Origin of the sequence: Bacteroides sp., from assembly GCF_052357945.1 — a bacterium.
GTDB lineage: Bacteria > Bacteroidota > Bacteroidia > Bacteroidales > Bacteroidaceae > Bacteroides.
Window position 1 is genome coordinate 1 of record NZ_DAWCXD010000130.1, and the last position, 13,905, is coordinate 13,905.

Sequence of the window (13,905 nt, forward strand, 5' to 3'; positions counted from 1 at the left end):
GCTGCCAGCTCTTTCTTACTCATTCTTTTGCCGGCCTTTTTCTCTTTCTTTTCTTTCTTTTTTGCCATAATATGTGGGATTTATTAGTAGTTCAATCATTGATGGGATACAAAGTAAACAAATTTTTGGTTAGTTTGTTGCCAAGGTCTGTTTATTTTTTGCTTTGCTTTTCTGTAAAGTATTAAGTCGATAGAGAAATATTGCTTAATTATTTATAAACAGAAAAAGAGGGGTGTCATCCCGACGCACCTCTTTTTCTGTTTACTTAAGAGAGATTTATGTTATTAAATTAGTCTTTTATACAGCGTATAGGAAAACCACGTTTTGGGGTTATTCCATATTTAGAATAAGTTATTCCGTAGCTATTATTGCTAAAAGTAATATTTCCCGCCCCTTGGGTTTGCATATCTGTGGTCCAGAAGTCAACACCACTTTCTGACCAGCCAAAGCTTCCTGTATGATAGCATTGTCCGGAAGGAATAATAGTAAGTCCGTAAGTATTACGAGGTCCATTTGCCAAGTCAGGGTTCATGTCTGAATTTCCGGAAGGTCCCCATCCTTCAAGACCTGCTAATGCCGACCAAACATTCTTGCAATTTGGATCAGAGTGTGTTTCTCCAAAGTCGTCTTGCCATACATCTCCTTCAACAGGGGCTAATTGTTCAGCTACAAAATTCTCTAATATTTTCCATTCTGCTTTACTAGGTAGGTGCCATCCACTTGGACAGATTCCTTGCACTCCACTTGGTACAGCATCTGCATCCTTTCCTTCTGCGTTTTCTTTATTCATTGCAGCATACCAGTTATATAGAACTCCATATGTTTTGTATGTTTCAGTATTTTTTGCGGTGTTTATATCTTCACCATCGTAGTCATAAACGAAATAAAGAGGTTCCCCTTCGCAAGTAGCAGCAGTAGCAGGTTTATTCACTTTAGGTAAATAAGCCAGATTTTCAGCCATCCATGTCTGCTCACCGATTTTTACGGTTTTGTATACATGGTTGTCACGTGAATCAACCATTTCTCCTTCGCCTGGTTCAGGAGTGGGTTCCGGCTTTGTCAGAGTGATGTTAACTTCGCTTGTAGCCATTGTTCCTTGATCACCTTTGACGGTTAATTCAATTTTTAATGCTCCTTCGGCTTGGTTAGCTTCAAATGTATAATCATAGCTAAAAGGCACAGCAGTAACTTCTGATATAGCTTTGCCTCCTACTTTTAATGTGACGTTTGAGATTTCACCAAAGTCAATCGTAGCTTCTCCTTTGATTGTCATTTTTTCTGCAATGTTTACCGTAGCTCCTTCAGCAGGTGCAGATATGGAGCATGTTACATGTTGCTCGGGAGTAGGGTCGTTGTTGTCGTCACCACAAGCAATTAGTCCTAAGACTGCGAATAAAAAGAATCCAAATTTTTTCATAAATGTATTTATATTTAGTGAGTAATAATATAATCGTTAGTCTTTGATACAACGGACAGGAAGACCTACTCCCGGATTGAATTCTGCATTGGTTACAAATGTGTGGAGGTCTGACCATAAACGTACGGTGATACCGAATTCTGGTCCCATTTGTACTCCGGCTGTCGAACTCCACCAGCCGGCACTGTAACAGGAATGCATCCAGTCTTCGTCACCTGCACATGCACGGAATCCGATGGGTAAACCGTTGAATAAGGTTGCATTATTCTTTTCCATTTCTACGCCAACCCAAGTTGGTTGAGGTTCTATTTCTGTATATTCCGGCAGCATCCACATTGTTGTTGAAGCTAAAGCTTTTGCTATGGCTGTTTCGTCTACCTGACCGTCATTCATGATAGCGGCCATGCCGGAGTCTAAAACATATTTAGATAATGTCTGCCATTCTTTTTGTGACGGGATATGCCATCCGTCAGGACAAACACCTTTTATATTCCGTGTTTCATCTTCTCCTAATGCTGTTTCACCTTGAAGTGCTGCAGGTAAGTTATAGTAGGCTCCATAAGCTTTTAAATAAGCTTTTCCCAAGTCTGTTTTGATATCACTGTCAAACATAACATAATATTTGGGCGCTGTTGAAGATATATCAAAGTTCTGTTCCGGTAAATAGCGTAAATTCTCTGCCATCCAGATTTGTTCTGCAAGTTGTACCGTCTTGTATACATTTCCATCACGTGTATCTGTGAGGTCTTCTCCGATTTGAGGTGGTGCAGGTCTGTCACCGAGTTCTGTTGTGACAGTAATAGTTGCCAAAGCTCTGCCTTCATGATCTCCTTTGACTGCTAATTCAATTTTCAACTCTCCCGGTTCGGCATTTTGGGCGAAGGTATACTCATAATAGAATGGAACTGAAGTGATGTCAGTGATAATTTCCTCGCCCACTTTAAGTTCAGCAGAGATAATTTTACCATAATTAGTCGTTCCTTCTCCTCTGATAATCAGTTTGTCTGACATTATAACGGTTTCTCCGTTAGTCGGCATAAATATCTCACAGCTTACCTGTTGGTCCGGAAGTATTTCTCCTCCTCCGCCTGCTGTGCTATTGTCATCTTTACAGCTTGCACCAAGTAATCCTAATGCCACAATAAAGCTAGTTAATAGTATCTTTTTCATATGTTATTGTATTATGTCTTCTTTAAATAGAATACAGTTAATAAAAATGGACAGATTGTCTATAACCTTCTGTAGTTCTGCATCTTCATATACCCGGAAAACAAAACCGAAAGGATCACTCTCTTTTATTCCGGAAAAAGCGAAAACGAATGTTCCGTCCGTTAACATTACGGGACCTAATGAGATTGTTACGGAAGGATCTTTTACATAATATAGGTCAGAGTTAAGAATTTCGAATGAGAGATATAAATTGTCCTCGAAGATTCCTAGGTTTTGACCGGCCCCAAAAGCCAGGCAGTTGTCTACGGCTTTTGCTTTCAGTTTGTAAGGCAATCCGGTTAGAATGTTTGAAAGCAGGTATGTTCCGTCTTCCTGTTTCTCAATGGTGACATCTTTCAAACCGTAATTCATTTGCCCGTCTGAAAACATGCCTTGCCATGTTCCGGTAAGTTCGTCAACATCATATTGTATTACCTGATAAGAAGCCGATCTGTCTTTTGCTGCCACATTGACAATAGCTCCTCTCATTTTTCCGGAGGTATTTTCTTTTACTTTGAAATTTATTCCCTTCGCATTCTGTTCAAATGACAACCATTCTTGAGCTTCTGTGGGTATGTCTATTGTATAATCGAAAGAACTTTGTAGTTTTATTGGCAGAGTAGTTGCTTTATTGTCGGTACGGAGCATCCATTCGTCTTTGCCGAAGATGAAAACAGCTCCGGATTGATTGATGTTGAATGCTTCTGTCTCTACTCCGTTACTGATTGTCAATAAAGCATTTCTACCGGAGTACCCGGTATTTTCTTTTACTTCGAATACCACTTCATTAGGATTTACTTCTTTCAGCACACACCAATCGACGTCAACATCTGCTGTTATATTTCCTGTTGACTGAAGTTGTATGTATCCTTTTCCGCCGGTAGCTTGGAAATTAGTATTTACAGCTTTGATTTCTAACTTGGATTCGCTGCTTTCCGTATCATTGCATCCCGCTATTGCTACGCTGCAAAGTACAAATAAGAATATATTAAAAAGCTTTCTCATAATCGTATTAATTACTTTCGTTTTCTTTTACCATTAAGATTGAGTTATACCAGCTCCAGTAACCCATTAGTCCGGAGGTTGAATATTCATCAGATGAATAAGCCCAGATTATCAATGATGTATTTTCCTGGCTTGCTTTATCCGCAAAGTAAAAAGTGAAAGGGTTGCTGTTTGTCGTCACATTTACCAATCCGTTGCGTAGGCGTGATGGCAGACTTAATTCTGTGTGGGCATAGCCTTCTACACCTGCCGCGCACGCAAAGTAATAAGACGAGGAAGAAGTCGAACTTATACTTTGTGAATCTAAGACCAGTTTTCCGCTGGCCTTGTCATACTGGAGGGTGAAGTTGAATCCGCCAATACTTTTCAGTGTATAACTTTCTCCTCTGACTTTAGGAGAGATGGTTACAGATTGCGAAGTTGCCCCTTCGTCATAATCGTCAATCGTTGCAGTGTAGGTACCGATATAGTCTTCATATTGTAGATAGTTTTCGGGATAATATTCTTTAAGTACGATGTCAGTTGCTCCTGCGTCGGTACAAACAAATAGTCTGGACTTTCTATCCCATTTGAAGTTCTGGACTTCAAGTCCGTTGACATTGTACGGGGATTGTAACTTTAATCCTTTTTCGGTATAGATATAGGGTAAACTCCTTGTGATACTATAATCGGTGCTGTAAGCGGAGAATGTAGCCATTGTGCCATTGTCACGTATAAAGTAATTCAGTACTTGTCCGCCTTTCTCCATACGGTATGTATTCAGAAAAGCATCTTTCTCAATGTTAATGATATCTTCAATTTGAATACGCCATGGTATATCTTTGGGCATAGGCGTCATCTCCATTATGTTTTTGTATTTTTTTCCTTGCAGAATCACCTTGTCAGGAGTTGCGCTCATTATAATAAACTCGTAATCCCCTCCCAGGTTCATGTTCAGACCTAAAGGACCTGAAAACATATGGATCAGTGGGTTGTATGAATCGAAAGTGAGCATTGTGCTTTGTTCCGATTTGACTTGATACAGGGAGGTTATTATAGTTCCCGGTTTGTAGCTTTCTGCACCTGTTTCCGAAGCCATTTCTACTTGCTTCCCGTCAAATTTCATTAGTAAAGTGATTGCACCTGCAGAATAGCTGCTTCCTATGTAATATTCCAGTTTCCAGCCGTTCGGCACATCTTTAAGAATCTCCTGGCATTTGATTACATCGGCTGTGGCTCTATTGGCAGATGATTCGTCGAATATTTCTTCTTCGGAGAAAAGACAAGATTGCAAAACAATGCAGGCCAATGCCAGAAGTGTGTATATGGATAGATATTTCTTCATAATTTTCATATTTTATTCAATAATACTTAAGTCTACATAGCCGTTTGCTATGTCATCCTGGCGTCGTAGAACAATCTCGCGTAATTCGTCCAGATTGATTCCCCAGGTTTGTTCCATATAACTATAAACTATTTCGAATTTCTGCTTTATGAGTGCACGGCCGTTTTCACCGGCATTCTGCAGCATGTTATTCCAGTAGTTTTTAGTATTCGTGACATACACTGCGATGTTTTCCACAAAATCTTCACGTGATTCACTCATTGCGTAAGGAGTGACAAATCCTTGTTGCCATGCGTTACGGTCGGCCCCCACCATATACCAGTCGCTACCGATATAGGCATTTTCCGTAATACGGTCAAATGCCGGATCGTAGTTTTTGGTTTGATGCAGAATATGTGCGAACTCATGGTGCATTGTCTGGAAATAGTAGTCGTTTAACAGGTTAATATCTATTTGGTCGGGATTGATGTCATTTACATTGTATAATGTAATTTTCATGCCGCCTTCAGCTGTTCCTAATACCATAGTTCCATTGTCCTCATAGGCGGGGGAACCGATAAAGTGGATTGTCTTAGGAATATATTGGCGTAAGAAGTTCGGATTGCCTGTTGCTTCATCGTATGCTTCCAGCCATACATGTTTGATAATTTTAGCCAGTACCACGGACTTTTTGTATTCGGCAGGTGCTAATACGTGTGTCATGTCGCTCTCGTTATCTTCCATGCGATATTTTAATGCAATGTTGTATGGATGGGTATAATTGCCTAATATCCACTTGTCGAATGGGCTACGATCTACTTCTTCTGTAGAGAAAATGCTGTTTGTTTTGTCTACGTCTTCGTCATTGTTGCAAGCACCCAGTCCACAGCTCAATGTCATGATTAAACTATATATGATGTATTTCTTCATATTTTTTTCCTCCTAAAGTTATTTAGTCATTTCTTGGATTTGGTTGCATACCTGCCGTAATGACACTGGCCGGTAGCTGAATTGCACGTCTGGGGTCATTCGTGTCCATCTTGTCGGTGATATTCACCAAGGTATAACCTTCATAATAGCGGCGGTAGATTACAATGCCATAGCGTTTTATATCTTGCCATCTAAGACCCTCTTCTAAGGTTAGCAGGCGTCTTGCATGTAGAATGCAATGTATCAGATTCTCCTGCATTCCTTTTTCTACTACAAAATCCGGATGCAATTCCTTTTTTACTGTCGGAGCCTCCGGTGTGTAATATTTTAGTCGGGCATAAAAATCATTGATTGTCTCCTTGGTCAAAGTTTGGGTGTTTTTTGTAAAGGCTTTCTGCCAGGCATCTATATCGGCGGCAGCTTCGTCATAACGTTTTAGTAACGTGTAGGCTTCAGCCCGGCAAAGCAATGCTTCATCGGTGGTAAAAGCAGGATACAGCATATAGCCGACCCAACTGTTGCCCGACGTGAATTGCTGATAGATTACTAAGCGGCGGAATCCGTTCTTTATAGAGCCACCGGGTGAAAATGGGATCTGATGATAACTTGACTGATCTCCCCATGGACCTTCGGATTTACAACTTTCTGAAGCAGTGATATTGTTCATGCAATACCTTTCGCAGTTGGCATAACCCGGATCGGAAACCAATGGCCAATATGAAGCTGCTGATATTACCATTAGATTGGCACGGTTATCTGCATCTACATAAGCGTTCGGCTGTATATTCTTGTTGGGAGATAAAGCTCCTAATGCAGCCCAGTCACGTAAATATTGGGACGCATTATTACCGAGTACTATATTGGCATAATCGATAACTTTCTGACAGTTGGAGAAATCCGGTTGTGTATAATATAGATAAAAGCGGGCTGCAAATGCATAAGCGGCCTTTTTATTAAAATGATATTTTACCCGTGAGTAAATATTGTCATCAATTAAAGGCAGTCCTTCTTCTAAATCGGCTGCAATATTCTGGTATACTTCAGCAACTGTTCCGCGTGAGTATTGTGGATTTACAGATGTTTCCGGTTCTTTTATGTAGGGTATACCCAAGTCTTTGTCCCCATTTGTGCCATACGCTTTGCAGAATGTGGTAGCTAATACAAAATGATTGTATGCACGGCATATCAAAGCTTCGCCTTTCTGGGCTGATAATGATTGAGGATTTCCCATCTGCTCAATGGCCGCCAAGGCTTGGTTGGCTGATGCAATCGAGTTATAACAGTCATTCCATAGAGCATGGGGAGAGTCCTGATTTTCTTCAGTCGTTTGTTGCCAACGGTACAAATGTTCGTTTAATCGGAAAAGGTAGCTGTATGCTCTGCTATTTTCATCGATATTGTCACTGTAAAATTCTCCTATGTGGCAGTTGGTAGTCATAGGATATGCAGATACCAGAACTTTAGTAATACTTTCTTCAGTAGTCAATTCGGTTCGGTTATCCGGCATTTCATCTAAAAAATCACTACAGGAAGTTGTTCCCAAGCACAGAGCTGAAATGAATGCTGTATATAAGACGTTTCTGTATTTCATCATTTTTATAATTATCTGAATGGTTAAAATCCTAATCTAAGAGTCAATGTAAACTGACGAGGTACAGGGGAGGCTACTCCACCGGTATTGAAGAATTCCGGATCCTGTCCATTGAGTTTTTTATCTGCATAAATCAGGAATAAATTGGTAGCCTGAAGTTTCAAAGATAAATTAGATATCTTTGCTGGTGCAATCCATGATTGGGGGAAGTCATAGGACAAGGATATCTCTTTCATACGGATAAAGTCTCCCTTGGCAATTCGTTCTGTAGAATAATTGTAGGCATTATATGCATACATTAAATCTTTATTATCTTCATATTGGCGTTTCGAGATAATAGCGGGGATATTCGTGCGTTTCTCATCACCCGGCACTGTCCAGCGATTCTTGAATTCGCGTGGCATAGAAGATAAGTCACTATATTGATAGCTGAAACATGGATTCAAACGTACTACATTACCAAATGAATAGGTGATGAATACATTCAGTTTGAATGCTTTATAAGTGAAAATATTACCAAAACTACCTGTTATGGTAGGATCAGTAGGACCTTCATATTTTAGGTAGTCTATGTTGTCACGTGTCTGAAAATCAATATCGGTACTGGTTATTTTTCCATTGATATTATACATCGGGATACCATTTGAATTTAGACCGACAAATGGAATGGAAAACAAACCACGTACCGGGTAACCCTGACGGGCAAAACCGTAACCTGAAACTAAATCCATTACGCTGGAACGGGCATTCAGTTCCGTAACTTCATTTTTTGCTTTGGAAAAGATGAAGTCTGTATGCCATGAAAAGTCTTTCGATTGGATATTCTTACTTGAGATGGTGAACTCGATACCATGTGATTTCATGGAAGCTATATTGGCATATTTGTAGATAGAACCGCCTACTCCTTGTGTCGGGGTAATACCAATCAGGTCATAGTTATTGCGTTTATACCAGTCGATCGAAAAATTGATCCGGTTGTCTAAGAATCCCATGTCGGCACCGATGTTCAACTCATGCTTTTTTTCGTAGGTTAATTCACTGTTTTCAGGATCAGATACATAAAGTCCTGTTTCCTGTCCGCTGGTGAAAGGACGAAATGGTGAATAACTAGTGATTATGGCATGTGAGTTGGTCACATATTCCGGTCCTCTATCGGCTGTTAAAGAGTAGGATGCTTTGAATGTTAAGTGTGACAGTACAGAGCTGAATGTCTTGAAAAATTTTTCTTCATGTACATTCCATGCTCCTGACATATTCCATGTAGGAAGCCAGCGGGAAGAACGGCTTTTTCCCATGCGGTTGGTACCTTCATAGCGGAATGTTCCGTTTATTGTATAACGTCCATCATAAGAATAAGTTGCGTTGGCAAAGCCTGCTACACTTCTTGTTGTTGTATGGTTTAATCCATAATAGCTTTCACCGGATTCAATGCCCTTCTTGAAGAATTCATATACATACGATGGTATTTCACCCATTGTATATTGCATTCCCCATCCCTGAAAATAATTTTGCATACGTTTCAAATCATTTACTTCCATACCGGCGAAAAGGTTGGTGATATGCTTTTCTGCAAATAAATGATTCCAGGATGCTGTGGCACGGAAGTCTACTCCCAACATACGATAGTCCTTACGCTGATAAATACCTCCTTCCGGTAGTATACTGATAGGCAAAGCATACGGATTATCCGGATTGGTATACAATAAATTGTTTTCGTCACGAATGGTAGCGTCGTCCATTCCTGTGCGATAAGCGGTTGCTTGATTCGAGTGATCTTTGATATTGTGTTCTTGTGAAGAAGCCTGATATCTGACTGCTCCTAATGCGCTTATCTCTAACTCCGGAAGTGCTTTCCATTTTATTTCTCCTTGAAACTTAACATCAGCTACATTCAAATCCATATAATTGTTATCCAATTCATGGAGGATATTGAACGGTGCATAGTTGGCTGTATAGTCAACTGTTGGATCTAGTGCGCGTGATGTATTTAGTGCATACGAATAGGGATTGATGTCAAACTGACGGGTAACTTCTCCACTTGCTGCATTAACCTCTGAACTTAGTGTTCCGGGGGCTTTTTGTTTACGGTAAGAAGCGCTGGAAATCAGGTTTATAGATAAATTCTTATATATATTATATGTTGTATTTAAATTAGCTGTATAACGTTTTACTTCGCTTTGTTTATACCATCCCGGATCTGACATCGCACTTAATGAAGCATAGAATGAAGACTTTTCAGTTCCGGAAGTGATGCTGACCGAATGGTTTTGTGTAACGTTGTTGGAAAATAAGGTATTGAACCAGTCGGTATTTCTCATTTCCGCTTCGCGCAGGTAAGCATTACGTGCTTCCGGCGTGTTGGCAAGTCCGAATTGTCCTGTAACCGGGTTATATTGATTGATTAATTGATACATACGTCCATATACACCACTATCTTTGGCACGGTAAGTATCGCTGTTATTAAGCCATCCTTTCTGCTCCATCTCTTTGTAGATTCCCATTTGTTCCTGCGAATTCATAATGTTGAATTCTTTATAACTGGGAATCATACGGGTTGTAAATTCACCGGTATAGCTCATTTTGCTAACGCCGGCTTTTCCCTTCTTGGTTGTTACTACAATAACCCCTGCCATGGCTCGTGCGCCATAGATAGAGGTTGCTGATCCGTCTTTCAATATTTGAAAGCTCTCGATATCATCTGAATTCAACCCGGCAATGGCTGAACTGATTAGCGTCTCTGCATCTCCTGAAGATAAGTCATCCGGACCTACGTCAATAGCATCCTCCATGATGACTCCATCTACTACCCATAATGGCTTTGAACTACCGAAAATAGATGTGGCACCGCGTACCCGGATTTTCGGGGCAGTACCAAACGTGCCGGAAACATTTTGTACAGATACGCCTGCGGCGCGTCCTTCAAGTCCGCGGCTGATATCAGGCAAACCATCTAGTTTGACCTCATCTGCGGACAATTGTTTAGTTGCTCCTGTAAACAGACGTTTGTCCATTTTCTGCATACCTGTTACTACTACTTCAGATAATGTTTGTACATCAGGCATTAATGTAACATTCATATTTGGAGCAGGAGTCAGGTCTTGCGGTTTCATTCCTATATAGGAAAATTGTAACAGGGATTTATTGGATACATTTTCTATCGAGAATTTTCCATCTATATCTGTTAATACACCGGACTTACTTCCTTTGATGACAACGGTTGCACCAATGAGCGGCTGTCCGTCATCACCGGAAATAACCACTCCTTTCACATTGAATACTTTCGCCTGTTTGGAAGGACCTTTGATAGTAATTGTGATAAATTGGTCTTCAATATGATATTCCAGTGGCTTATTGGCTAAGATTATATCGAGAGTCTGCTCTATACTCTTATCCTTGACGGAGCCAGAAACGGTGAATTTCTTGACATCGTCATACGTAAACAGGATCTTATATCCGGATAGTTTTTCTAAACGTTTTAGTACGGACGGCAACCGTTCGTTGCTAATTTCAATCGTGATTTTCTTTTGCGATTGCACCTGAGCATTTACTTGGTAGGGCCGGAAACATAATACGCATAGAAAACACACAATAAGTAGGTTCCAATTATTTCTCATACGTTTGTCTTTAATAACACTATTTTGAACATGTTTATATAACTAGTTCGTATGAGAAGAAAATATGGATACCCCTTTTGCGATTTATTTTTTAATAAAAGTGATATTTTGTTGTATTTTGCATAGATTAGTTATACTTATGCAATAAAAATCTAGTCTACAGTAAGCGTATTGCCTTGCAAGGTGACTGTCACTTTTTTCATTCTATTAAGTAATGAGATTGTATGTTCCAGGTCTTTGGTACGATCGGATATAAAGTGCATTTTATACTCCATCGCTTCTTTGTTTCTGAACTCTATGTTTACATTGTACCAACGTCCCAAATTTTGCATAATATCTTTCAATGTGACATTGTCAAAGTAGAAATAGCCGTCTTTCCAATAAACATAGGAGTCTAGATCTACTTCTGCCAGGATAAAGTTGCCATCAGATTGCAGATGTGCATCTTCTCCCGGATATAGTCTGGTATATGATCCTCCTTTGGTATTGCTGACTTCTACTTTTCCATTAATAAGCACTACATGAGTATCTTCAGGAGTATAGCTGCGTATATTAAATTCAGTACCGAGAACGCGGGTTTGCACAGTTTTGGTTTTTACGATGAAAGGTCGCTCCGGATCTTTGGCCACTTTAAAATAAGCCTCACCTTCTAAAGTGACGATACGTTCGTCGCCAATAAAGGCCGTTGGATAGACAAAGTTACTATTGGCATTGAGCCAGACCTCCGTGCCGTCACATAACACTACCTTGAAACTTTCACCGCGTGGAACAGTGAGTACATGTGTTTGAGTGGTCGTTGAAATGACTTGCCTGTAATCCAATTCTTTCTTTTCGGACTTTGAGATCATTTTCTGTGGTAAGGTTTGATTGTTTGATTGCGGTTCGTCTAATACAATCTTTTCTCCGTTATCTTTTTGCAGAGTGATATGTTGAGGGGCAGCATCCGCAGTAAATACTGTGATTGGTTCCAGGGCAGGGGTCGTCAGGGTATTGATAAGATAGTAAGTTCCAAATAGAACGGCAATCATGGCGGCTATTCCCATACTTACTTTCCAGAAGTTGGAACGCATTCTTGCCGTGTACTGTTTTTTCTTGAATCGTTCTAGCTCCATCTCTATATTGGGTAGTTCCATTCCACTTTTTTGTTGTAGGAAGAGGCTGCTATCCATGATGTCGCGACAAGCCTGCAGGGTTTCTTCATCTTTAAGCATTTCCTGCAGTTGTTCGACGTTTATTTCTGAAGAGCTCTCCATAATGTCGAGTGCCTTCTCTACAGATTTATCTGTACTATCTATATTGTCAATATCTTTATTCATCACTGCTCGACTGTATCATACTTATTTATATTACGTTTAATCATAAAATAAAGACACCTGCTTTATGATTTTTTTGCACATTCTTCACGTATCACCTGTAATGCTTTCACAATATGCTTCCTGACTGCACTGACACTAATATTTAATTCCTCTGCCACTTCCTGATATTTTTTGCGTTGAATATAACATTCTTCTAAAATATGCCTGGTATGTGGAGTCAGTTTTTCCATCGCCTTACTGATATGCATCATTCTTTCATCCTGCTCCTGATACTCCGTCTCAACATAACTTTTGGTCAGTTCGGAATAGATTTGTACGTATTGTTCGTGTGTATTCTGATGCCGCAGGAAATCAATGCTTTTGTTGCGAACGTAGACATATAGATAAGATTTAGCTGTGGCTTTATCTATTTTAGCATAATTGGCCCAAATAAATTCGAAGGCGTCGCTTACGATATCCTTGCTAGCCTCCATATTATTAATCAGGTGAAATGCATAATAATAAAGTTGAGGATAGTACTCTTTAAAAAGAAAATCAAAATCGGCCTTATCTTCCACGTGCTTTAAAAGTGTTGAATAGTAAATAAATCGCATTGCAAATAAACAAATAATAATTGAGAAAAGCAAAATGGCTTTTATTTTATATTTATCGTATCTTTGTGGCATCATATTTTTTGAATCAATATTCATGTAGAACCAGGGAAGTAATAATGGAGAGTGTTTTAATTACAGGTGCAAGTGGTTTTATAGGAAGTTTCATCGTGGAGGAAGCGTTGAAACGAAAGTTTGGTGTGTGGGCCGGAATTCGCCCCACGAGTAGCAAGCGGTATTTAAAGAACCGGAAAATTCACTTTCTGGAACTGGACTTTGCACATCCCAATGAGCTTCGCGCCCAACTCTCCGGGCATAAAGGTACTTACAGCAAATTTGATTATATCATCCATTGCGCCGGTGTGACAAAGTGTTCTGATAAAAAGACCTTTGATTATGTGAATTATCTTCAGACTAAATATTTTATAGACACGCTGAAGGAATTGAATATGGTTCCGAAGCAGTTTATATATATTAGCACGTTGAGTGTATTCGGACCTGTACGTGAGAAGGATTATACTCCGATAAGCGGAGAAGATACTCCGATGCCTAATACGGCTTATGGATTGAGTAAATTGAAAGCGGAATTATATATTCAGAGTATTCCCGGTTTTCCTTATGTCATTTATCGTCCTACGGGAGTCTATGGTCCCCGTGAGTCAGACTATTTCCTGATGGCCAAGTCCATTCAGAAGCATGTAGACTTTTCGGTCGGTTTTCGACGCCAGGACTTGACTTTTGTTTATGTGAAGGACATTGTGCAGGCGATTTTTCTGGGAATGGAGAAAAAAGTGGTTCAAAAGGCGTATTTCCTGACAGATGGGAAAATCTATAGAAGTCGTGCCTTTTCGGATCTGATACAAAAAGAATTGGGCAATCCGTTTGTTCTTCACTTGAAATGTCCATTAATTGTGCTAAAAGTTATATCTT

General features: G+C 39.8%; 10 protein-coding genes. 1 reads left to right on the forward strand and 9 read right to left on the reverse strand.

Annotated features, from left to right (window positions below):
- Positions 1–289: 289 nt before the first annotated feature.
- From ACT8YW_RS18100 to ACT8YW_RS18140, 9 genes are all read right to left on the reverse strand, one after another.
- Complete coding sequence (locus ACT8YW_RS18100; protein WP_444106588.1) at positions 290–1,417, reverse strand: FISUMP domain-containing protein; 1,128 nt, start codon at positions 1,415–1,417, stop codon at positions 290–292.
- Between the two features lie 36 nt (positions 1,418–1,453).
- Entirely contained in the window at positions 1,454–2,587 is a 1,134-nt protein-coding gene (locus ACT8YW_RS18105; protein WP_444106590.1) for a fibrobacter succinogenes major paralogous domain-containing protein, read from the reverse strand.
- A gap of 3 nt (positions 2,588–2,590) precedes the next feature.
- Positions 2,591–3,631 (reverse strand): BACON domain-containing protein, encoded by a 1,041-nt coding sequence (locus tag ACT8YW_RS18110; RefSeq protein WP_444106592.1) that lies wholly within the window; start codon positions 3,629–3,631, stop codon positions 2,591–2,593.
- 7 nt (positions 3,632–3,638) lie between these two features.
- Positions 3,639–4,955 (reverse strand): DUF4302 domain-containing protein, encoded by a 1,317-nt coding sequence (locus ACT8YW_RS18115; protein WP_444106594.1) that lies wholly within the window; start codon positions 4,953–4,955, stop codon positions 3,639–3,641.
- A gap of 12 nt (positions 4,956–4,967) precedes the next feature.
- Complete coding sequence (locus ACT8YW_RS18120; RefSeq protein WP_444106596.1) at positions 4,968–5,864, reverse strand: zinc-binding metallopeptidase; 897 nt, start codon at positions 5,862–5,864, stop codon at positions 4,968–4,970.
- 22 nt (positions 5,865–5,886) lie between these two features.
- Positions 5,887–7,455 carry a RagB/SusD family nutrient uptake outer membrane protein gene (locus ACT8YW_RS18125; protein WP_444106602.1) on the reverse strand — a complete coding sequence of 523 codons (1,569 nt, stop codon included), beginning with the start codon at positions 7,453–7,455 and terminating at the stop codon, positions 5,887–5,889.
- A 23-nt stretch (positions 7,456–7,478) separates the two neighbouring features.
- Entirely contained in the window at positions 7,479–11,069 is a 3,591-nt protein-coding gene (locus ACT8YW_RS18130) for a SusC/RagA family TonB-linked outer membrane protein (RefSeq protein ID WP_444106598.1), read from the reverse strand.
- A gap of 152 nt (positions 11,070–11,221) precedes the next feature.
- The gene (locus tag ACT8YW_RS18135; protein WP_004322945.1) at positions 11,222–12,385 is read right to left on the reverse strand and encodes a FecR family protein; all 1,164 of its coding nucleotides are present in this window, start codon (positions 12,383–12,385) and stop codon (positions 11,222–11,224) included.
- Between the two features lie 62 nt (positions 12,386–12,447).
- Entirely contained in the window at positions 12,448–13,050 is a 603-nt protein-coding gene (locus tag ACT8YW_RS18140) for an RNA polymerase sigma-70 factor (protein ID WP_004302699.1), read from the reverse strand.
- 44 nt (positions 13,051–13,094) lie between these two features.
- On the opposite strand from ACT8YW_RS18140, the gene ACT8YW_RS18145 reads away from it, so the two are divergent.
- On the forward strand, positions 13,095–13,905 hold an 811-nt coding region (locus ACT8YW_RS18145; RefSeq protein ID WP_444106600.1), incomplete at its 3' end, for an NAD-dependent epimerase/dehydratase family protein.